This window comes from Pseudoalteromonas sp. HL-AS1, assembly GCF_031198785.1.
Lineage (GTDB): Bacteria > Pseudomonadota > Gammaproteobacteria > Enterobacterales > Alteromonadaceae > Pseudoalteromonas > Pseudoalteromonas distincta.
In genome coordinates, this window is the sequence record NZ_CP133569.1 from 3,609,484 (window position 1) to 3,633,106 (window position 23,623).

The 23,623-nt window shown below is 48.1% G+C and carries 13 protein-coding genes and 3 rRNA genes; 2 read left to right on the top strand and 14 right to left on the bottom strand.

The features are described 5' to 3' along the window. Positions 1–73 precede the first annotated feature (73 nt). From RB214_RS16720 to RB214_RS16735, 4 genes are all read right to left on the bottom strand, one after another. Positions 74–1,264 carry an alpha/beta hydrolase-fold protein gene (locus RB214_RS16720; protein ID WP_309167850.1) on the bottom strand — a complete coding sequence of 397 codons (1,191 nt, stop codon included), beginning with the start codon at positions 1,262–1,264 and terminating at the stop codon, positions 74–76. 696 nt (positions 1,265–1,960) lie between these two features. Then, positions 1,961–2,995, bottom strand: coding sequence for an HlyD family secretion protein (locus tag RB214_RS16725; RefSeq protein WP_309167851.1), 1,035 nt, complete (start codon positions 2,993–2,995; stop codon positions 1,961–1,963). 13 nt (positions 2,996–3,008) lie between these two features. Continuing rightward, a complete protein-coding gene (locus tag RB214_RS16730; RefSeq protein ID WP_309167852.1) occupies positions 3,009–4,565 on the bottom strand; it encodes an MFS transporter in 1,557 nt (518 codons plus the stop codon). Next, positions 4,562–6,046, bottom strand: a complete 1,485-nt coding sequence (locus tag RB214_RS16735; RefSeq protein WP_105188712.1) for an efflux transporter outer membrane subunit — start codon at positions 6,044–6,046, stop codon at positions 4,562–4,564. Before RB214_RS16735 ends, RB214_RS16730 begins: the two co-directional genes overlap by 4 nt. A gap of 181 nt (positions 6,047–6,227) precedes the next feature. Between RB214_RS16735 and RB214_RS16740 the strand changes: the two genes are divergently transcribed. Beyond that, on the top strand, positions 6,228–6,884 hold the full coding sequence (locus tag RB214_RS16740; RefSeq protein WP_105188713.1) for a TetR/AcrR family transcriptional regulator: 657 nt from the start codon (positions 6,228–6,230) through the stop codon (positions 6,882–6,884). Between the two features lie 280 nt (positions 6,885–7,164). Here the strand turns inward: RB214_RS16740 and RB214_RS16745 are convergent, their stop codons facing one another. The 7 genes from RB214_RS16745 to RB214_RS16775 form a co-directional block, all read right to left on the bottom strand. Next, positions 7,165–8,778 (bottom strand): Tn7-like element transposition protein TnsE, encoded by a 1,614-nt coding sequence (locus tag RB214_RS16745; RefSeq protein ID WP_309167853.1) that lies wholly within the window; start codon positions 8,776–8,778, stop codon positions 7,165–7,167. Then, positions 8,775–10,295 (bottom strand): TnsD family Tn7-like transposition protein, encoded by a 1,521-nt coding sequence (locus RB214_RS16750; protein WP_309167854.1) that lies wholly within the window; start codon positions 10,293–10,295, stop codon positions 8,775–8,777. The genes RB214_RS16745 and RB214_RS16750 overlap by 4 nt, the downstream gene beginning before the upstream one ends. Next, on the bottom strand, positions 10,285–11,940 hold the full coding sequence (locus RB214_RS16755; RefSeq protein WP_309167855.1) for an AAA family ATPase: 1,656 nt from the start codon (positions 11,938–11,940) through the stop codon (positions 10,285–10,287). Before RB214_RS16755 ends, RB214_RS16750 begins: the two co-directional genes overlap by 11 nt. Beyond that, positions 11,940–14,021, bottom strand: a complete 2,082-nt coding sequence (locus RB214_RS16760) for a DDE-type integrase/transposase/recombinase (protein WP_309167856.1) — start codon at positions 14,019–14,021, stop codon at positions 11,940–11,942. Before RB214_RS16760 ends, RB214_RS16755 begins: the two co-directional genes overlap by 1 nt. Next, complete coding sequence (locus RB214_RS16765; protein ID WP_309167857.1) at positions 14,005–14,835, bottom strand: TnsA endonuclease C-terminal domain-containing protein; 831 nt, start codon at positions 14,833–14,835, stop codon at positions 14,005–14,007. The genes RB214_RS16760 and RB214_RS16765 overlap by 17 nt, the downstream gene beginning before the upstream one ends. Before the next feature lie 144 nt (positions 14,836–14,979). After that, on the bottom strand, positions 14,980–16,800 hold the full coding sequence (glmS, locus tag RB214_RS16770; protein ID WP_309167858.1) for a glutamine--fructose-6-phosphate transaminase (isomerizing): 1,821 nt from the start codon (positions 16,798–16,800) through the stop codon (positions 14,980–14,982). A 46-nt stretch (positions 16,801–16,846) separates the two neighbouring features. After that, on the bottom strand, positions 16,847–17,611 hold the full coding sequence (locus RB214_RS16775; protein ID WP_309167859.1) for a DeoR family transcriptional regulator: 765 nt from the start codon (positions 17,609–17,611) through the stop codon (positions 16,847–16,849). Between the two features lie 159 nt (positions 17,612–17,770). Between RB214_RS16775 and RB214_RS16780 the strand changes: the two genes are divergently transcribed. Beyond that, positions 17,771–18,298 (top strand): sugar O-acetyltransferase, encoded by a 528-nt coding sequence (locus RB214_RS16780; RefSeq protein WP_309167860.1) that lies wholly within the window; start codon positions 17,771–17,773, stop codon positions 18,296–18,298. 153 nt (positions 18,299–18,451) lie between these two features. Here the strand turns inward: RB214_RS16780 and rrf are convergent. From rrf to RB214_RS16795, 3 genes are all read right to left on the bottom strand, one after another. Further along, positions 18,452–18,566: ribosomal RNA gene (gene rrf / locus RB214_RS16785) — 5S ribosomal RNA — on the bottom strand. Positions 18,567–18,709: 143 nt separating this feature from the next. Beyond that, a 23S ribosomal RNA gene (locus tag RB214_RS16790) occupies positions 18,710–21,599 on the bottom strand. A gap of 297 nt (positions 21,600–21,896) precedes the next feature. After that, positions 21,897–23,432: ribosomal RNA gene (locus RB214_RS16795) — 16S ribosomal RNA — on the bottom strand. The 16S, 23S and 5S rRNA genes sit together here, the layout of an rRNA operon. Positions 23,433–23,623: the final 191 nt, after the last annotated feature.

Genomic DNA, 23,623 nt, shown 5'->3' on the forward strand with positions numbered 1-23,623 from the left:
TTTAGAAAAAGAGAAAAGCTGTTACTCCCTTTTCTCTTTAAATATATAACAATCGAGTTGGATTAAAAAGTGGTTATGTTTCGTCTTTGCCTAAAGCTATTTGTAGTCTAGCTTTTGTTTCTTTTAAGTAATTTATATAAGGGTATGAGTCATCTGCAATTGCTAGAGCAGATTCCATATTTTCAAGCGCTTGACGAGTATCCCCCTGCATTTCATAGCCATAAGATAAGGCTGAAAGCGCATCGACTGATTTTGGGTAGTTTTTTATATTGTACTTAAACACCTCTATAGCGCGGGTAAACTGCTTGCTGCCCGTTAAGTTATAACCGAGTGATCTAACAGCGCGGTCTGGTGGCGCAACCTGCTCGCCCCATTGTTGAGATAAGTTTTGATAATAAGCATCAATAGAGGCTACATCGTCAGTTAAATCACTTATGGGCATTTGTTTAGGCAAAAATAAGTTGTGATAGGCATTAAATGCACCAGCAACGGAAGTCAGGTTATGCGAGACACCGTCAAACGCATTACTAAAGAAGCGTAGCTCTCGCACTTTATGCGATTGCAGTGATTGCTGTAATTCATCGTATCTTTCACGCATTATGCCGGCTTCTTCGCCAATATTAATGTAAACATAGTTACTTAGGTCTTGTGATTTATTAATAAACGCCTTAGCTGCTTTTACCGGTGCGCCATAGTTCCACCAAACGGCAGGGCTGTAAGCAATATGCGCTTGGAAAAGCTCTGGGTTAGCTTGCATAGTATAAAGTGCAAACACGCCTGCTGCTGAGCCGCCAGCAATTACATTAAAGTGATGCGTGCGGTAGTTTTTATTAATCAAGGGCATAAGTTCTTGCTCAATAAATGCTAAAAACGTTGCTGCACCACCCCCTTCACCTACCGGGCCTTGTGGCTCTTTATTCACTGTGGGGTATAAATCTCTTAAGCGATTGGTACTTTCAATAGCGACAATAATAACCTCTGGCGCACGATTATCATTTTGCAAACGCTCCATCACTGCACTTATAAGCGGTATGTTACCCGCGCCATCAAGGCGATAGATGACCGGATAAACTTTGTTTGGCTCAGCTTGATAGCTTTTTGGTAATTGAACGACAACTGTGCGCTCTTCGTTTAAAACAGCCGATTTAATAGTGTGTGTTTGTTGCGTATAGCTAATGGTTTGCTGTTTTAAATCAGGCTCTGCAAGTGTGTTATTAGAAACTATAAATAAGCTACATATAAAAATAGCAGTGAATAAACGCATAGCTAATCCTTTAGAAAATAGTGTGTTATTTAATCTAACAGGCTTTGAGGTACAAAAAAAGGCGCATCGAGCGCCTTTTTAGTTTTAACTAATGTGGGAGAGTAATAAAGTTTCATACTTAAAATCCATGTACAACGGACTCTGTGGCTTGGGATTCAAGTCATTTTTGAAAAAAGTATCATACTCATCAGACAAATTTAGTTGTTAAAGCCTTAATTATAAGTAATAAAGTCTCATACTAAACCTATGGGGATCGGCCGTGTTATCGAGGTATGTACGTTAACTCGGGTGAGATCTAGTTCTCAATCCATTGAAGTTTTCGTTAAGACCTCGCTCCCAGCGATGAATACGGATAAGCAAAGTGGGCTCCCGCTTCCAGCGCTTCAATTCAATGACGGGTAATTGCTTACGGTGGCTAAATAAAAACTCAACCCACGGCCTGAATTGAGCCTCCAAATAGAGCGAGGATGGTCCTTAAGACTAAAAGCATAGCTGGAAAATCGTTAGCGCCAAAACATCACGGCTAGCTAGAGCACACTGTTCCGGCAACAGATCTGACGCTATCAATTTATCCTGTCGGAAAGAGGCCAGTAGCCAGCAACCATGCATCTTTCGGCTGACCTTGACCGACCTAAACTACCACCGGTTTAATCGCCACTGAGCAGCAGCAAGTTCAAACTCAACTCTTACGTCTCATTAGTTCCGGGTTTGGATGGTTGGCACCACAGACATACCCACGCGTAGTTTATTCGCCTCAGGCTGACCAGAATCCACGCGAATGCGTAAGGGAAGGCGTTGCACAATTTTAGTAAAATTACCGGTTGCATTGTGTGGCGCAATGGCGGAGTAGCTGACCCCACTAGCAGGGCCTAAACTTTCTACTGTCCCTTTCAGGGTGGCGCCGGGCAAGGCATCTACTTTGATGTCCACCGTTTGTCCTATTTGGATATGAGCCAATTGCGTTTCGCGATAGTTCGCCTGGATATAGACGGCATCAAGTGGAACGATTGCTAGCAGTGGAGTACCGGTATTGACGAAGGCTCCGACACGAACCGATTTCTGTCCCACGGTACCGTCAACTGGGGCCGTGATACGCGTATAGGACAATTTTAATTCCGCTGCGGCTTGAGCGGCCTGGGCTTGGGCTAGCGCTGCTTTGGTCTTTTCCAGTTCAGCTTGCAGAATGGCCACCTGCTGCTGGGCCGCTTTTAGTCCCGCTTGGTTCTTCTCTTGGCTCGCCAGACGGATATTCAACTGTGATTGGGCCTGTTGCATGGCTTGGACAGTACCTGAACCATCGGCGGCCAGGTTGCGATAGCGTTCGTGGTTAGCTCTCGCCAATACTAGCTCGGCCTTATCCATGGCAACGGCTGCCTGCGCTTGGTGTATCGCGTTTTGCTGCTGTGTCAGACGAGCTTCCAGACTGGCGACACTGGCGTTAGCACCGGAAACTTGTGCTTTAGCGGCATCCACGGCGACGACGAAATCCCGGTCGTCAATGGTCGCGAGCAAGCCCCCTGCCTTCACCTGCTGGTTCTCCTCCACGAATACCTGATCGACCTTCCCAACAATCTGTGGGGCAACAAAAGTGAAGTCTGCCTGTACATAAGCATCTTTTGTGGACTGACTTGATGCGCTTGATTCTGGCCGATTGAGATAAAGCACACAGCCTATCGCGACTGCCAATAGCAGTACTGCACTGGTGATTTTGGCTTTCTTTGGCAATGCCATGATGAAATGATCCTTATGAAGATGATGATAAAGAAGTACTGGCCTTCAGGTCAGGCGCAGGAATGTAGGTCAGCCGCAGCACGAAAGGAATCAAGATCAGTGCCAGAACCCCCAAGGCGCGATAGGCATCCGACACCGACAGCACCAATGCTTGTTGGCCGATAATGCCCATCAACTGGGACGGCTCAGGCACCGATGAGAGAGAGGACTCAGCTAGCGCGGCATGATCCAGCAACATTTCCCCATGAAAGCGTCCGCGAACCGTCAGGAACTGCCCGACCACGGCACCGCCTATCAATGAGCCGAGAGCACGCAGCGTATTAATGGTTCCCGACACATAAGGACCTTCGCTAGGCCGCACCACGCTGGTGGCGAGAAACAGCATTGATACCACCGCCATGGGCTGGCCGAGTGCCTGCAGCATCTGTACCATCACGAACTGATCCCGATTCCAATCTGGAGTAAGCCAACTGCCCGAGAAACACGCCAGCGCAATCAAAAGCAGGCCAAGGCTGAAAACGAAGCGAGCATCGACCCATTTCTGGTACAGCAAGACCGCTACTACTGAGCCAAAGATCAGTTGTGGCAAGGCGATAATCAAACCAATGGGAGCTATCTGCTGGGGGCGGTAATCCTGTAATGGCCCGAGGTAGTGCATTGGCAACATCACCCCGGAGCTCATGACTACCAGTAGAAAGACAAACAGTGTAAAGTTCAGCCCCAGGTTGCGCCGCTCCAGCAATTGCAACTTGATGAACGGAGAAGGGTGGTACCATTCAGTAAGTAGATAGACGCCCAGCAAAGTGAAGCCAGCCACCAATGACACGACAATCAGGGGGGAGTTAAGCCAATCCAGCCGCACTCCCTGATCCAGAGCAACCGCAATAAGGCCCAGCGCAGGCGCACCCAGTGCCAGGCCAACCCAATTGGCTTGCCGGAAACGCCCGGTCTGAATGGCATCCTTCGGCAGCCCCCAGGCAATCAGCCCACCTGCGATAAGGGCCAAGGGTATGATCTGCCAATACACCCAGCGCCAGTCGAGCAGTCCGTCAGTCCAATGCCCAGCCAACCAGATCGACACATTGGGTGCGAAAGTAGCCGTCAGTGCATACAACGCCAGACCATGCAGCCGTATATGGACAGGAAGGAATTTCAATGCCGCCATCATCAGCAAGGGAATCATAGTTCCGCTAGCGACACCTTGCACGAAGCGTAGGGCGAGCAACAGATCGAGACGCTGGATAAAGGGCATCACCAAGGCCAATAATGCGCAGGTGCCAATCATCCACAGCTCAAAGCGCCGTATGGACAGCGTAATGGCAAACCAGGGGGCGAAGGGCATGGCGATGAGCTCACCGGCGGTATACACAGTGGTAAGCCAGGAGGCGCCGTCCAGGCTAAAACCCAACGCCCCTCGCACGTCCGCCAGCGCCAGCGCACCAACGCGGTTGTTCAGCCCCGCCATCATGGCGGCGACAAGAATGCCGACCAGGCCACCAAGCGCGCGCCCGGATGGCTTTGCCGCCACAGCAGGCGAGCTTGCGGGCGGCTGTACTACGACCGTGCTCATTGGTCCGCCTCCAGGGATGACGGCGCAATCGACAGGGCGTCCGGATCCCATCCGCCCCCTAGTGATTTGTAGAGGTTCACCAGCGCTAGGGTGGCGTCGGTGGCATTGTCATTGAGCCGGGATTCGCTCTCCAGCACGTTGCGCTGTGCGGACAGTACTCGCAAATAGTCCACCGCACCCTGCTGGTAGCCTCGCTCGGCGGCATTCAGCGCCTGTATGTTCTGCTCGTAGGACACCTGCAGGTTGGCGTGCTGGCTGCGTTGTGCTGCCCAGGCATCCAAGGCGTTATCCACTTCGTGCCAGGCCTGCAGTACCGTTTGCCGGTAGGCCAGCGCGACGCGCTTTTGTTTCGCCTCATTCAGTGCTAGTCGCTGTTTCAGCCGCCCCCCTTCAAAGATGGGCAGATAAACGGTAGGGCCGACGGAAAAAAAGCGGGAATCCCAACTATCTAGGTCGTCGGATTCAAAGGCTTCTACCCCAATTCGAGCTCCCAGGCCAATGCGGGGATAGAAATCAGCCCTGGCAACGCCGATGGCGGCGGTGGCCGCATGCAGTTCGGCTTCGGCACGCTGAATATCGGGTCGTCGCTGCGCCAGCTCGGATGGAACCCCCATCGGCACCTTGCTCGGCAATGAAGGCAGGGGCATGGCGTTTTTCAACTCGGTGTCGAATGCCCGCGGTTGCTCTCCCAGCAGTAAGGCCAACGCATTCATCAAAGCGTTTCTGTGCTGAATGAGCGCAGGCACCATGCCCTTGACTGTAGCCACTTGCGCACGAGCGGACGCGACCTCAAAGCCGGTGGCTACCCCATTGCGTTCACGGCTTTCGATCAGTTCTAGGGCTCGCTCGGCAATCGCCTGATTTTTCTGCGTAATGTTCAGCTGGGCCTGGGTGCCCCGTAATTGCAGGTAAACACGGGCCACCTCAGCGGACAATGCCACCCGGGTCGCCTCATGGTCGTATACCCTCGCCTCAAGGGCGGCAGTGGCCCCTTCGCGCGCTCGATGAGCTCGCCCCCACAGATCAAGCTCCCAGCTGGCGTCAAATCCGAGTTGCCAGAAACCGGTGGCGCTGGTCGGTGCTCCCAGCGCGGCCAGCCGGCCGTGCTGGCTGAGCCCGCCACGGGAATAGCTCGCATTGCCCGCCGCACCGGGCAACAGCTGGGCCGACGTGATACCCAGCTGTGCGCGGCTTTGCTCTATGCGTTCCGCCGCCATTTGCAGGCCCAGGTTACCGGCCTGGGCTCGTTGCTGCAGTTCGGTTAATATCGGATCATTGAACAGTACCCACCACTGCACAGGCACATTGACTACGGATGTTTCCTGCATATGACGGTAATCATCCCGAGGCGATAACGGCGTTCCCGGCAGACTGTTGCCGGGCTGAACAAAATGGGGGCCGACCGCACAGCCGGCAAGCAGCAGTATACTGAGCGCTACCGTGGATTTACGCAGCGAAGGTAACAACGATTGTGGAGTCATATAAGCTCACCGAACACTTCAGTTCGAACCGATCGGTTCGAACTGGTGGCAAAAAAATAATCCGGGTAACATTGCCCACCAAGAACGATGGGATGCACCAGGATAGCGATACAATTTGCACTGTACCGTACAGTTCGATACAGTGTCAAGAATATACATCATTGCCAAGAGGCCGATTCAGATGCAACAACGCAACCTAACCGAACATGTTTCCCTTTCGGGTGAAACCGAGCTTAGTGGTAAAGCACTCAAGGTTTTGCAGGCTGCTCGAAAGGTATTTCTGGCCCATGGCTTCAGTGCTGCCACCACCGACATGATCCAGCGCGAAGCCGGGGTTTCAAAATCAACGGTATATGCGCACTTCACCAACAAGGAAGCGCTCTTTACCGCCGTGATCAAATCCGAGTGCGCTGCTTTTACCAGAGCCCTGCATAATATCCGCTTTCAGCCGGGGCGACTGAAAGAAACCCTGGGCATACTGGCTCGGACCTATCTGGATGTGGTGCTCTCCCCGTCCGGACTGGCACTATATCGTGTTGCCATTGCCGAAAGCGCCCGCTTTCCTGCTCTGGCACATACATTTTACCGTGCCGGGCCGCAGGTTAGTGCCAGGCTGGTTGCCGATCTGTTAGCCGGTGCCAGCCAGTCCGGTGAAGTAAATTTTGGTGACACCAGTCTGGAGGCCGTCGCCTGTATGTTTGTAAACCTGGTCCGCAGCGAGCTGCAGTTACAGTACCTGACTTACCCGGACAGCCCACCCTCGGCAGCGCAGATAGAGACTTGGGTAACCAATGTAGTGACCCTATTTATGCGTGCCTACGGAGGCGGTGATAAATAAACCAGAATCAACATAAACACTTGATGGCAAAAACTAATTGCTCTGACAGCACCACAGGATCGAGAAGGTAATTGGCAACTTCACGGGAAAATGCGGGGAGTAGGGCCACCGGTCCTTATATCAGGAGCCTGCTGGCGGCGGGTAAATACCAAGCATGTGATAAACCCGGTATAGCCTAATCACGATGTCCGGCTGCAAGCGCACAACTTGCAAACTCAGAGCCTTCAATTTGTGCCGCTAAGCCAGGCTTTGCATGTGCCTCTTGAGATGCATTGTGTGATTATTGTTCTGTAGAAATCAGCCTCACAAACACCCTTTCAGCCCACTTATCAATGTCCTCTGCGGTAATTGCTCCGGGCTTGTCAGACTTTTGGTGTGGAATCCAAGTGTGATTCTCTGCACCGACCAAGTTATCCAAATGCTGCTTCGGCCAGGATAGAGATGCCTTAAGCAACTGCTTTTCCATCTCAAACAAGTGGGGCTCTATGTCGCCGATAGCCTTGGCGAGAATCACTTTAGTCGATAAGGCCTTGCTTGCATCTGAAGTATCGACTTCCAGCAGATAGTACCCTGTGAGGCCTGCTGTAACATGGGCGACCGACATACACCTCGGATTTTGATCAGTTTCCAATATATGCTTTTTGCATTTACCAATATTCGGCAACTTTCTCAGTGGATCGGTGTTGACCTTAAAGCCATATTTATCCCTAAGTAATCCGAGCATTTTTAAGTAGCTCTCGAATTTGTTCAGATACAGGTAAGCATCATCAGTTTGGTCATCAAGATTGTTCCATTCGGCGCTTATCAGACCTCCGTATGGTCCTTGCTCTTCGGTACTGACATCTTTGGAAACTTCACCCTGCTCACCATCGTTCTCGTGGCCTTTCACCGTGGACTTTCTCTTTTTGCTGATCTTCGACGTCTCCACCGCACGATTGAACGCAAGCTCAGTCGTGTTTTCTCGAATCATGACCGGCTTGTTTTCCCGGCTTCCTTCCGCCGCGTCATCCACGTTATACCCAGGCGGCCGCTCAAGAGCAGAGCCGGCTACTACACCTTTCCCAGCGACCCGAGTGAAAAACTTGGGACTGTAAAACTCGATATGCTCAGGTAAGTTGGCGGGAATATTTCTTATGCTGGTAACCTCGTAAACCAAGAACGTTTGGCTTTCTGGGTCAAAATTACCTTTCAACTTCAGGCTGGCACCTTCCAGTACTGGAGGTTCGAACTGAAAGGTCCATACTCTGTATTGCCCGTCATCAGCTCCATTACGCAGCTGGTAATTGCCAATACTGTCGTATGAACGCCAGGCATCAGCATCCATCAACAACCAGGCAAGCACCCGGCGATAACCATAATCGTTAAACAGCTCTGCCGGACAATTGCAGGTATCCAGTACGTTGATGATGGCCTTTCCCCACACGTTGTCGTACTCAACTGCAAACTCATTGTTCAATACGTCATGAATTACCGAAGAACGGGCCAGATAGCCATTGTGAAAAAAGAGCGCTCTCGCCAGTTCGAACTGGGGAAGATAGATCCTGGTACCGTCTGGATGGTGGAACACGAAGCAATGTTGCCTAGCTTCCTTATGCAGCCGCCTCTCAAGAGCCGGACAGTTACCAAGCTCGTCAACTAGCCATTCGTGGGTCGAGGTTACTGTAAATGTTATCTCGTAATTCTTACGGTAATAGTCTTTGGTTGGGTTGATGATGTTCTTGCGTATCAGCATAGGTGCATTGGAAAGAGAGGTTGAATCCTTTCCATGCTCCTTGCTGGGGTAGATGCTTAAATTGATCCCCCATCTGACTCCGTCCACCCTACAGAAAAAATCGCCAATTCCGTTGAGCCAGGTATCGTCCTTGAACCCTTTCAGGTAGGTGCTGCTGTTCAAATTTCGAGTACCTCCTCAAGAAATCGACGGGCCAGGTTGGTAAGCCGCTGCTCGCTCAAGCTAGCTCCCCTCAGCACCTGCCAACGTTTCAGTGGCTCGTCATCCCGTGTTATGTGTATGACGGTGCGGGTGATTCTTCTTATTTGATATTCAAATATACTTTCACAGTACCGAACAAAAAACAAACTACACAAAGGTAGTAGATCTAAGTGCTTTTCTACCTGGGCCTTATACTCCAACTGGTTCAAATACCAGTTCATTGAGTGCCTAGGTGTATCGAGCTTCTGTTCGCTTAGTTCTAGAATGCCTATAAGCTTTCTAACGATATCTTTGTCACGTCTCTGCCAATCAACCTTAGCTTTATGTTTGGGCTCCAGCTTTCTATTAGTCTGGTTAGTTTTGAACAACCAGTTTCTATCGCGACGATACAGCCAAGCATATACCCCCCCAAATCCATTGAGACGAGCCTGTTTAGTACCTTGCTTTTCGACTACGGCCAGCCACCGACTGCGATATTCAATTAGCAAAGGATTATCTTTTTCATCCAGAATCTTTGTCGGGATTTTCTTATCCAATTTAAGTCGAGCAACCCTATCGACGACATCAACTAGTTTCCATTTTGGCTCCATAAAGGCGTAAAGCACTACTAGGTGCTCCAGGTAGCTGAAAGCCTTGCGGTGCTTCCGAAATATATTCTTAAGCCAATTAGTTTCACTATCATCTGGCATAAGTCCGTATAAAGAAAGCCAGCTTGCTCCCCAGTACCCGACGACCTTTTCGCGGATAAGCTTATGGCGCATTTGGATACCGCGAGTTAATCTGTGTTCGGCTGCCAAATTGGCATACCAAAGGCTCCATTGGGGCAGTTCGGGTACTACTACTGTTCCTAGGTTCAACAGTTCATCTATGCTTTCTGCAAGCAAATTGCTTTGCCATTTCCCCGGTAGTTGATCGATTAAAGGGCAAATATTCGGATCCGCCGCCATAAATTCATGCCGTTGGGCATCGTGACGACGTGTTTTTGAATTGATGAGGCTTCCGTGTGCAGGACAACTATCGGCACCAGCCACCTGCCAGTCACGCCGCCAATAACATTCTCCGTGCTTGCTCACTTGCTCGCACATGCAAGCAGGACAATATCTAAGATAGATCGGTTGCCTAATGCGCGAAGCCGCTACCCCGACAGCGAGGTGAACCGCACTCTTGTCGTTTGCGGTCAGTTCCCGGATCAAAGCAATCCGCCGAGTTTCCCCCACGAAAGGCGCATATAAAGGGAAGAGGGTATTTTGATAGAGTAAATCGAGCGGTGTAACACCGAGTGCTGCAGGGTAAAGCTCTGCGATCCGCCCCAGATGCGATGGCAGATCAGACGTGGCTAAGACCTTGGTATCGCCGAAGACCTCCAATAACAGCCCCTTCGGCGAGACAATACCACTGTGAACCCTGTGCCTAGCAATAGTGCTATATAGCAATTCGTCGCGATAAGGCAGAGGGAAACCCAGCATGTCAGCCCACATGCCTTAGCCAATTAGGCACATCGAATAACTCTTTATCGTATTTCAGATCATCGTACAGCCGTCCCTTGTCTGCCTGAGAGAACTTAAATCTCAAATCTTCAGAAGATAGCGTATGCCAATCTCTAGGGTTCACCTTTTCAGCTTTGATCTTTTTTGGTTCAGACGGCTTAGAATACCACTCCAATATGATTCGACTCAGCTCCGGCAGAGAAAGATTCGGGTGTTCTTTGAAAGCATTTACGATCAGAGGCTGTAACAGTTCGGAAGTACATCCCATGGCTTGCAACATAGTATGCAGCCGCAGTGCTTTTTCATTGCCGCCGAAGAACGATTCACTTTCCTTTTCGTCCTGCCGCTCTTCGATCAGCCTTCTTAGTTCAAGGAGTCGTTTGTCCATCTCTGGCAACTGTAAATCAGAATACTTGACGATAAGCTCCGGGTCGTCTCTACGTAGAGCATCCAGCATGGGATGCACCAGTTTCAGTTCTTGCTCGTATACGGTACGCAGTAGCTTGGCGGTTATCCGTTCCAATCCCGTAGATATGGATCGCATCTGGGCGAGCACGAAAATTTTCACCACTATATCGAGTACCCCCTGCGACAAGTCGAACCAGCAGTCGCGGATTTCGTCACTCAGTAACTCATCCCTGCTACTCAACCACTGATATTGCCAAAGCTTGTCGGTAAAGGCCTGCCATTCGGTTTTTCTCGATATTCCAGTCTTAGGATCAGCTTTTATAATACCTCGTTGCATCGGCTCCCAGAACAGCGCACCGAACCCAGCACTGCGTCTACCTGCCTGAAGTTCCATTTCGAATATAGGCCGAGCCTTGGGTGTACCAACCATAACTACAGGAACGCCAACTACATTTACCAGAGCAACAAAGAACTCCAGCATGGCCTCCTTGCTTATCGAGCGTTTCAGCGCTAATCGCTGAATTTCATCAATGACTAAGACACCGATCGCTCGCTGCGTTGCCACTTGTCCCATCAGGGAAAGCAGAACTTCAGTGCTATGCCGCTTACGTGCGTATTTTTCCTCATACCCAGTATGAAGCGTACGATCAACTTCACGGAAAAAATTCAGGCATAAGCTCTTCAACGAACCATCAGAAGGGCATTCAATTCTTAGATAGGGTAGCTGTATGAAGTTATATTTCTGGTGATAGAGGACTTGCGGATAGGTCGCTAGGATACGGTTGATTGTCGAACTCTTACCACTGCCGGAACAGCCGATCAACGACATACACTTAGCCGTAGAGTTGGACTGTGCAAAGCAAAAATCGTTTATCGCTCCTGACATAATCCTTTGGTAGCCTTCCTGCATCTTCTGATTCAGGGAGCCATCCGCTATATTACGACCAACATAGCCAGCGCGGATCATAACTGAAATTTTCTCCTCCAGCTGTTTGTGAATAGATAGAGGCTGGAAAAAATCGTCAAGCAGCGCGCTGATCTGGTGAGCGCGAATATGCCCTTTTTCATAACAATCCTTTGGGTTAAATTTAACCTTACCAGTCAACTTCACTTTAAGAGCTTGTAGGTCCATTATGGGCGGCAGAGCCTCTATCAATGGATTGCCTCGATATCGCTCAAGGCCCGGATCTATATAGATGGCATCAACAAAGTTATCAGGTAGCGGCATCAGTCGTCATCCCCGAAGAGTTCGTCTATATAATCAGGATAGTTCAGATCAAGCTCTGGGTTTACAAGGTGGATCACCTCACCGGACTTCTTATTGTCACTTGTAGCTGGGCGGTGCGCTTTTTCATGCCTCTCTCTTGCCTTTTCTTCTCGCCTATTCTCATTGATAGCACGAATTCGCCCCGCGTTGGAGAGACCAGAGGTATCAGGCGCGGTCTTTTCGGCCTGAGCTATCTTGTCGATGACGAATTGCTCATGCTGCCGCTTCTTAGTTTTTGACTGTACGCGAGTTTGTCCAATGGTTTTCTTCTGCTCGTTGCGGAGTAGCCAGACATCCCAGAACGAAGCCCCTTGGAATTCTCTGGAGCGGTCAGCTAGGTTGCACACCCAATATTTGTTGCTGCCCCTTTCGGGGAAAAGATAGATCCGGTCGGCAACAAGGGGATCGTAGGCCGCTTCCATATTTGCAGGACGCTTCACGTCCTTCCCCCGATGCATCCAGCCTAACAGCAACTGCTCAGAAGACGCATAGTAAATACCGAACAGACAGATTCCCAGTTCAGACAAGGTAGCCGTCTTTCTCGGCAAAAGAGCAATGCGAAGCGCATCTTCATCGGCTTGATGTAAACGTCCAGTTCTATGCTGCAAACCCCAATTCCACAGGTGGATAGGAGTCGTGGGCAGGCCTGTCGGCATGTCTGAGTCTCTATCGTACTTCTCAAGTACCGCATACTGATTATGATAAAGCACTGAAGATAGGATTATTTGAGAGAACGCCTTCACTGTCAGCTTCGCATCTAGTCGATAGTCTTTTCCACCGCGCTTTTTTACCTTAGTACCAGATACGTAACCGGGCACGAAAGGACCGAAAGAAGCCTGAATAGTTTTGAAACTACGCTCGACGATCCCCTTAGCATCACCGCGATAGGGCGGTGTATTTTCTATTCTTACTGAAAAATTACTCTCTAGATTTTCGATCTGATAGCCCAACAGCTCACCTCTGTCAGCCAGAATTGCGTCTGGCAGACCAATGCTTGGCCAGTTCTCCAATTCGATGTCAAAATCCAATTCTTTGCAGTACGAAGTTTTATCGGTAGTAGCCATAAATAAAGCCTGCATAGCTGCAGCATAGGAAGCATTTTCAAAACCTATATAGAAACCGGCAATCATGCGGCTGAACACATCTATAACCATGTAGACAACGGGACGGCCGACTATATTTCCCCTCTCACTATCAGATACAAGGTAAATATCGGCGATGGTGGCGTCTATCTCGTAGCGGGATCCTGGCCCGAGTACCTGAGTATTCGCCGTGCCATACAGAGGTCTAATATCCTTGTTATATTCTATGCTCGACACACGCTTTCTGAGCTTGTCCGGTTGAGAATACTCGCGCTTATAAAAATGCATCATCTGCCAGTTGCTGGGCAATTCTTCTTGAGGTGTATCGGGGAAATAGTTTAGATATAGAGTCTCGAAGCGACGATGGGCATAGGGGAATGAATGTCCTTTGTCCTTCAACAAATAACGATCAATGGCCATACGAAACAGGCGCTCTATAAACTCATCAATTTTGGCTCCGATGCCAGGCTCATATTTACGCGGACGCCCAAGTTTCTTGTCATTGGCTATCCGCCTCTTACCCTTGCCGCCAGAATTTTTGTAGTCAGGCAATAAGGAATTCGGCGTCTGCCCGCGCTGCCAGTAGCGACGAGCTAACCTATACAAAGTCTGCTTGGTAGAGCCATGTTCGGCGAGGATGCTTTTAATGACAGCGCCACGGCTTTTCGGTACAAAGAAGTCGGGTAAAATGAGCAGCGGTTTGATCAGAGCATAGTTAGTGTCGCGTTTGGTTCTGGCAGTGCTTCCTTCATTAGGCGTTTCAAAGGCTAATTCGCGATATGGGTCCTCGACACGCTCAAGGTTTTCCTGCTCAATGGCTTTTATCAATTCGTCGATAGAAGCTAATTCAGGGAACGCAGACTCGTCGTTAATATCTATCCATACTAGGTATTCACCTAGCAACTGTAGAACGCGGTAACTACGTTCGCCGATCTTAAGAACTTCATTGATTCGAAACAAGATATGTCTCCCGGATAAAACCCAGCTCTCCGGCTTTTAAATCACACGCCTTGAGCTTTGTGGTCGGAATAAATATATCGAAGGAGAAATAGCGCTTGGCTAACAAACACCTAACTTCGTAAAGCGATTCGCCGAGCTGCAGGTCATAAGCGATGTCCATCTCTTTACAGATGACAAGTACCGTCTTGTGAGGGCTTTTTTTGAAGTGGTGGGCATAGAATTCGATCTGCTGCAGCGCCAGCTCAGCATCTTTTTCTTCCTCTCTTTGAGCCGGATAGAGCCACTTGATATTATTGGTTACTACATCTGGCACGTCCTGATCTGTTATCAAATACCAAGGCAAGGTTTTTTCTTGCCAATATCGGCGTTCGAGTTCCACTTTTTCCACAGTTCTGACATCGTTGAGAGCTGATGCATACTTAGCCTGTAGTACCCATCTAGGCTCTTTTTCGTCGGTAGAGTCGACCAAAAAATCCGACGACATATACTGGTCTAACCCGGCGATATTGGGGTGTTTTATCCCTGAATCTATTGCCAGTCTACGGGTAAGATCCCGCTCCAGTGGAAATTGCTCGCGGATCTGGGTGACTTCACTGTGCCATTCCAGCATCAAGAAAACGCAAAGTTCAAGATCAGAAAATAGATGATGGGTTCGTTTCGATTTATGGCCAAAGACTCGATGAACGCGGCCTAGAGAAGGAAAATCTCTAACCGTTAACCAAGGTCTGTAGTCTGCATGCTGGCCGCTACCGCGACCCTCTTTGATCCACTTATCGAATTTAACCTCGGTAAATCCCTTCTTGTACGATGCCATAAAAAAAACCGCCTGACTCAGCTCATTAAATAAGCATAGTTCTGACGGTCTTGGTATGCAACTCTATTACTCAGTATGATACTTTAATACTTAGTATGATTGTTTATTACTATCCCACAACTAATAAATAATAACCTATTGATTTTACTCAACCGTAACAGATTTAGCTAAGTTACGAGGTTGGTCAACGTCAGTACCTTTAATTACCGCTACGTAGTACGACAGTAACTGTAATGGCAGTGTGTAAACAATTGGCGCAATAATGTCGTCAGTGTGGTTTACGTTGATAACACGCATTGTGTCGTCTGACTCAAAGTGTGAATCTTTATCTGCGAATACGTAAATAATGCCGCCACGTGCGCGTACTTCTTCTACGTTTGATTTAAGCTTTTCTAATAACTCATTGTTTGGTGCTACAACAATAATTGGCATGTCAGCATCAATAAGTGCGAGTGGGCCATGTTTTAGCTCGCCCGCTGCGTAGGCTTCTGCGTGAATGTAAGAAATCTCTTTAAGTTTAAGCGCACCTTCCATCGCGATTGGGTATTGCGAGCCACGACCTAAAAACAGTGAGTGATGCTTGTCGGCAAATTCTTCTGCAAGGTCTGCAATGCCATCTGCAAGCAGTAATGTTTCTTCAAGCTTAGCAGGTAGTACTTTTATAGCATTTACAATAGCACTTTGATCAAGCTGTTTTTCTTGAGCAATGGACGCAGTAAGCATTAACAAACCAACTAATTGCGTTGTAAATGCTTTAGTAGAAGCCACGCCTATTTCAGCGCCAGCTTTGGTCATAAAGGCAAGGTCTGATTCGCGTACAAGCGATGAACCAGGTACGTTACAAATGGTCATTGAGGCCATGTAACCTTGCTCTTTAGCTAGGCGTAATGCAGCTAGCGTATCGGCAGTTTCACCCGATTGTGAAATAGTAACAAGTAAGCTATTTTCATGAACAAACGACTGACGGTATCTAAATTCAGAAGCTATTTCTACATTACAGCTAACGCCTGCAAATTGCTCAAGCCAATAACGTGCAACCATACCTGAATGGTAAGACGTGCCACAGGCAATAATTTGCACGTGTTTTACGTCTTTAAATATTTGCTGAGCGCTTTCGCCAAACGCATCAATTGCTACGCGATCGTCGTTTAAACGCCCTTCAAGGGTATTACGTACCGCAAGGGGCTGCTCGTAAATTTCTTTTAGCATGTAGTGGCGGTAGTCGCCTTTGCCTGATGCATCTTGTGTGATGTTTGATTCAATCACTTCGCGCTCTACAGCGTCGCCATTTTCATCAAAGATTTCAACAGTGTCACGTGTAATGCGGGCTACGTCGCCTTCTTCTAAAAAGATGAAGCTACGAGTAACTGGTAATAGTGCTAACTGATCAGAGGCAATAAAGTTCTCGCCAAGGCCTAAACCAATAACAAGAGGGCTACCTGAACGTGCTACGATAATTTCGTTGTCGTTGTCTTTATCAAATACAACCGTGCCAAATGCACCTTCAAATTGCTTAACAGCTGCCTGTACTGCAGCAAGTAAACTAGTGTGCTGCTTACGAAGCTTATGAATTAAGTGCACCATTACTTCGGTATCGGTTTCAGATAGGAACTCGTAACCTTCTTCTTTAAGCGATGCGCGCAGGCTTGCGTGGTTTTCAATTATACCGTTATGCACAAGTGCTAACTGGTTGTTTGATACATGCGGGTGTGCGTTTTCTTCTGTAACGCTACCGTGAGTTGCCCAGCGTGTGTGTGCAATACCTGTATGACCGCTAACGCCTGCTTTCTCAAGTGCAGCTTCTACGTTTACTACTTTACCTACTGCTTTAACAGTATTAAGTGTGTTGCCATCAAGCAATGCTACGCCTGCTGAATCATAACCACGGTATTCAAGACGTTTAAGGCCTTCAACTAAAATTTTGTTTACTGGACGTTCTGCAACTGCCCCAACTATTCCACACATAGTGTCTCCATTAATTTTTTAATTCTAGTAACTCACTTTGTAGTTACTATTCAATAATCTCTGCGCAAATTAGTTTTACACCACACGCCTCAATTGCTTTGCGTTTTTCGTCTGCTAAGCCATTGTCGGTTATTAATGTGGTTACTATTTTCCACGGTAATTCTAAATTTGGTATTTTTCGGCCAATCTTATCTGATTCAACCATTACAATTACTTCACGAGCGGCTTTTGCCATAACTTGGCTTAAACCAACTAGCTCATTAAAGGTAGTAGTACCACGCTTTACATCTATGCCGTCAGCGCCAATAAATAGCTGATCAAAGTCGTAAGAACATAATACATTTTCGGCAACTTGCCCCTGAAATGACTCAGAATGTGGATCCCACGTTCCGCCGGTCATTAAAAGTGTCGGCTCGTTCTCGAGTGCTAATAAACGACTCGCTACTTTAATAGCGTTGGTCATAACAACTAGCCCATGCTTATCAGCAAGCTCAGGGATCATAGCTGCTGTGGTACGCCCGCTATCAATAATAATGCGGTTATGATCTTTTATAAGTTTTGCTGCAGCTTTTGCTATTGCGACTTTGCGCTTTGAATCTACTTCATCGCTAACAATTTCTTTAGGTAGTGCAATAGCACCACCGTAGCGGCGAAGTAATAAGCCACTTTTTTCAAGCGAGGTTAAATCTTTTCGAATGGTTACTTCAGATGTTTGAAACTGCTGTGCTAACTTTTCAACGGCTACTTCACCTAATTCATTAACTTGAACCAGTATATTGTGACGACGCTGCTGTGTGTTTCGTTTAGTCATAAAGCTCGTGAATTAAGTTTCATTTCGAAAGTTATGCGATTTTAAACGAAACAACCTAAATGGCAAGTGAACGAGCAAAAAAAACACAGCTTTATTCTAATAATAATAAAACTAAAAGTACGGTAAGCTATAACTAATTAAGCGATAAAGATAAATACAATGCAGTCATTTAACAGTATCAGTAAAGAATACTTAGCACAGCGAAAGCAAGCAGGTGAAACCTGCCGTTTATTTAATAAGAGCCCAAGTAAAGGCAACTTAAAACGTATCAAAGAGTTATTTTTAAAGTCGGGTGATGGTGTAATTATAGAATCAGGTTTTCATTGCGATTACGGCAATCAAATAGTTATTGGTGATCGTACTTTTATGAATATTAATTGCACACTTCTCGACTCGCCATTAGCCAATCACTCAATCACCATTGGTGATGACTGTTTAATAGGCCCGAACGTTCAGCTTTTAGCTGTGTCACATGCTACTAATCCAGCAGAAAGGCTTAATAAGGAAAACTTTGCAGGCCCTATCGCGTTAGGCAATAACGTATGGGTTGGCGCAGGCGCTATTATTTTAGCGGGTGTGAGTATTGGTGAAAATAGTATTGTAGGTGCAGGATCTGTAGTAACTAAAAATGTAATGGCTAATACCGTGGTAGCGGGTAACCCAGCTCGTGAAATAAGAACATTATAGCTATTACCGATGTGATTTTAACGTCGGGAGTCGCTATGCTTGCCCGCCCTGCGTGATGATGTTGATATGAGTGTGTGTTAATTGCGCGTATTTCACTTTTCTTCAGACGTAAAAAAGCCCGACTATTTCTAGTCGGGCTCTCTACAATTTGAAGCCTGGTAATGTCCTACTTTCACATAGCAAATGCTACACTATCATCGGCGCTGTTTCGTTTCACTACTGAGTTCGGCATGGAGTCAGGTGGGTCCAAAACGCTATTGTCACCAAGCAAATTAGGGCGTTAATCCGTATTTCTACGCATTAACTGAATTTGGAAAATATCTGATAATATTTTTTAAGTCTTTTCAGTAATTTCTACTTTAGTCATATTAACTTCTGTCAAACTGTCGCATAAAACGCGTTTGGCGTTGTATGGTTAAGCCTCACGGGTAATTAGTACAAGTTAGCTTAATGGCTCACACCACTTCCACATCTTGCCTATCAACGTTGTAGTCTTCAACGGCCCTTCAGAGACTTTAAAAGTCTAGTGAGAACTCATCTCGAGGCCTGCTTCGCGCTTAGATGCTTTCAGCGCTTATCAGTTCCGAACGTAGCTACCGGGCAATGCCATTGGCATGACAACCCGAACACCAGCGGTTCGTTCACTCCGGTCCTCTCGTACTAGGAGCAACCCCTCTCAATTCTCAAACGCCCACGGCAGATAGGGACCGAACTGTCTCACGACGTTCTAAACCCAGCTCGCGTACCACTTTAAATGGCGAACAGCCATACCCTTGGGACCGACTTCAGCCCCAGGATGTGATGAGCCGACATCGAGGTGCCAAACACCGCCGTCGATATGAACTCTTGGGCGGTATCAGCCTGTTATCCCCGGAGTACCTTTTATCCGTTGAGCGATGGCCCTTCCATTCAGAACCACCGGATCACTATGACCTACTTTCGTACCTGCTCGACGTGTCTGTCTCGCAGTTAAGCTGGCTTCTACCATTACACTAACCGTACGATGTCCGACCGTACTTAGCCAACCTTCGTGCTCCTCCGTTACTCTTTAGGAGGAGACCGCCCCAGTCAAACTACCCACCAGGCACTGTCCGTAACCCCGATTCAGGGGCCAACGTTAGAACATCAAAACTACAAGGGTGGTATTTCAAGGACGACTCCACAACAACTAGCGTCGCTGCTTCAAAGTCTCCCACCTATCCTACACATGTAGGTTCAATGTTCAGTGCCAAGCTGTAGTAAAGGTTCACGGGGTCTTTCCGTCTAGCCGCGGGTACACAGCATCTTCACTGCGATTTCAATTTCACTGAGTCTCGGGTGGAGACAGCGTGGCCATGGTTACACCATTCGTGCAGGTCGGAACTTACCCGACAAGGAATTTCGCTACCTTAGGACCGTTATAGTTACGGCCGCCGTTTACCGGGGCTTCGATCAAGAGCTTCTCCCTAAGGATAACCCCATCAATTAACCTTCCGGCACCGGGCAGGTGTCACACCGTATACGTCATCTTGCGATTTTGCACAGTGCTGTGTTTTTAATAAACAGTCCCAGCCACCTGGTCACTGCGGCTCCCGTCCGCTTAGAGAGCAAGTCTCATCACAGATAGGAGCGTACCTTCTCCCGAAGTTACGGTACGATTTTGCCTAGTTCCTTCACCCGAGTTCTCTCAAGCGCCTTAGTATTCTCTACCTGACCACCTGTGTCGGTTTGGGGTACGATTCCATATAATCTGAAGCTTAGAGGCTTTTCCTGGAAGTATGGCATCAACAACTTCATCACCGTGGTGACTCGTCTCGTGTCTCAGTCTTAATAGCAACCCGGATTTACCTAAGTCACCAACCTACTCACTTTCACATGGACTACCAACGCCATGCTTGTTTAGCCTGCTCCGTCCCCCCATCGCAATTATATCGAGTACAGAAATATTAATCTGTTTCCCATCGACTACGCCTTTCGGCCTCGCCTTAGGGGTCGACTTACCCTACCCTGATTAACATGGGATAGGAACCCTTGGTCTTCCGGCGTGGGAGTTTTTCACTCCCATTATCGTTACTCATGTCAGCATTCGCACTTCTGATACGTCCAGCATACCTCCCGGTACACCTTCAACCGCTTACAGAACGCTCCCCTACCACTCAGAATAAATTCTGAATCCGCAGCTTCGGTGCATAGTTTAGCCCCGTTACATCTTCCGCGCAGACCGACTCGACCAGTGAGCTATTACGCTTTCTTTAAAGGATGGCTGCTTCTAAGCCAACCTCCTGGCTGTCTGGGCCTTTCCACATCGTTTCCCACTTAACTATGACTTTGGGACCTTAGCTGGCGGTCTGGGTTGTTTCCCTCTTCACGACGGACGTTAGCACCCGCCGTGTGTCTCCCGGATATTACTTTACGGTATTCGGAGTTTGCAAAGGGTTGGTAAGTCGGGATGACCCCCTAGCCTTAACAGTGCTCTACCCCCGTAAGTATTCGTCCGAGGCTCTACCTAAATAGATTTCGGGGAGAACCAGCTATCTCCCGGTTTGATTAGCCTTTCACTCCTAGCCACAGGTCATCCCCTAACTTTTCAACGTTAGTGGGTTCGGTCCTCCAGTTGATGTTACTCAACCTTCAACCTGCCCATGGCTAGATCACCGGGTTTCGGGTCTATACCTTGCAACTAGTCGCCCAGTTAAGACTCGGTTTCCCTACGGCTACCCTATTCGGTTAACCTCGCTACAAAATATAAGTCGCTGACCCATTATACAAAAGGTACGCAGTCACCCAACAAGTGGGCTCCTACTGCTTGTACGTACACGGTTTCAGGTTCTATTTCACTCCCCTCACAGGGGTTCTTTTCGCCTTTCCCTCACGGTACTGGTTCACTATCGGTCAGTTGGGAGTATTTAGCCTTAGATGATGGTCCACCTATATTCAGTCAAAGTTTCACGTGCTCCGACCTACTCGATTTCACTTAAAATGTCTTTTCATGTACGGGACTATCACCCTGTATCGTGGCACTTTCCAGAGCCTTCCATTAACACATAATAAGCTTAAGGGCTGTTCCGATTTCGCTCGCCGCTACTTTCGGAATCTCGGTTGATTTCTTTTCCTACGGGTACTTAGATGTTTCAGTTCTCCGCGTTCGCCTCGTTAACCTATGTATTCAGTTAACGATACCTGCAAGCAGGTGGGTTTCCCCATTCGGAAATCCTAGTCTCAAGCGCTTTTTACTAGCTTGACTAGGCTTATCGCAAGTTAATACGTCCTTCATCGCCTCCAACTGCCAAGGCATCCACCGTGTACGCTTAGTCACTTAACCATACAACCCAAACGGGTCTTTGTTTCGTGACAGTTTAACTTCGCCAGAAGTTAATATTGAATACTAAAGTAGATACCAATCAATCAACGTAAAACGTTAATTAAATGGCACTGAATGGTACTGCTACCATTCTTTTTTTACTTTTGAAAACTCTTGATAAATACAATGTATCTATCAGAATTTTATTATCAGCTTTTCCAAATTTTTAAAGAGCATATTAATTAGTTATCCCGAAGGACACGCACTAATTAACAATCATCTGTGTGGACACTACGAACAAATAAGTTCTAAATCGTATAAGGAGGTGATCCAGCCCCAGGTTCCCCTAGGGCTACCTTGTTACGACTTCACCCCAGTCATGAATCACTCCGTGGTAAACGTCCTCCCGAGGGTTAGACTATCTACTTCTGGAGCAACCCACTCCCATGGTGTGACGGGCGGTGTGTACAAGGCCCGGGAACGTATTCACCGCGTCATTCTGATACGCGATTACTAGCGATTCCGACTTCATGGAGTCGAGTTGCAGACTCCAATCCGGACTACGACGCACTTTAAGTGATTCGCTTACTCTCGCGAGTTCGCAGCACTCTGTATGCGCCATTGTAGCACGTGTGTAGCCCTACACGTAAGGGCCATGATGACTTGACGTCGTCCCCACCTTCCTCCGGTTTATCACCGGCAGTCTCCTTAGAGTTCTCAGCATTACCTGCTAGCAACTAAGGATAGGGGTTGCGCTCGTTGCGGGACTTAACCCAACATCTCACAACACGAGCTGACGACAGCCATGCAGCACCTGTATCAGAGTTCCCGAAGGCACCAAACCATCTCTGGTAAGTTCTCTGTATGTCAAGTGTAGGTAAGGTTCTTCGCGTTGCATCGAATTAAACCACATGCTCCACCGCTTGTGCGGGCCCCCGTCAATTCATTTGAGTTTTAACCTTGCGGCCGTACTCCCCAGGCGGTCTACTTAATGCGTTAGCTTTGAAAAACAGAACCGAGGCTCCGAGCTTCTAGTAGACATCGTTTACGGCGTGGACTACCGGGGTATCTAATCCCGTTTGCTCCCCACGCTTTCGTACATGAGCGTCAGTGTTGACCCAGGTGGCTGCCTTCGCCATCGGTATTCCTTCAGATCTCTACGCATTTCACCGCTACACCTGAAATTCTACCACCCTCTATCACACTCTAGTTTGCCAGTTCGAAATGCAGTTCCCAGGTTGAGCCCGGGGCTTTCACATCTCGCTTAACAAACCGCCTGCGTACGCTTTACGCCCAGTAATTCCGATTAACGCTCGCACCCTCCGTATTACCGCGGCTGCTGGCACGGAGTTAGCCGGTGCTTCTTCTGTCAGTAACGTCACACATGATGGGTATTAACCACCACGCTTTCCTCCTGACTGAAAGTGCTTTACAACCCGAAGGCCTTCTTCACACACGCGGCATGGCTGCATCAGGCTTGCGCCCATTGTGCAATATTCCCCACTGCTGCCTCCCGTAGGAGTCTGGGCCGTGTCTCAGTCCCAGTGTGGCTGATCATCCTCTCAAACCAGCTAGGGATCGTCGCCTTGGTGAGCCATTACCTCACCAACTAGCTAATCCCACTTGGGCCAATCTAAAGGCGAGAGCCGAAGCCCCCTTTGGTCCGTAGACATTATGCGGTATTAGCAGTCGTTTCCAACTGTTGTCCCCCACCTCAAGGCATGTTCCCAAGCATTACTCACCCGTCCGCCGCTCGTCAGCAAAGTAGCAAGCTACTCTCTGTTACCGCTCGACTTGCATGTGTTAGGCCTGCCGCCAGCGTTCAATCTGAGCCATGATCAAACTCTTCAATTAAAAAGTTTTATGTCTTTCGACAGCTCAATGAATTCTGAATTTTTGTTTTTGTTGCCAAAAACGAATTGACTGTGCGTTATTACTTTCACTTTTAAAAAAGTGAAATCAAAACAGCTCAAGGCTGAATCTTTTAATAACATATGGTCACTCAGTTTCAATTGAGACTCTAATTTGTTTGCCTCGCTACCTAA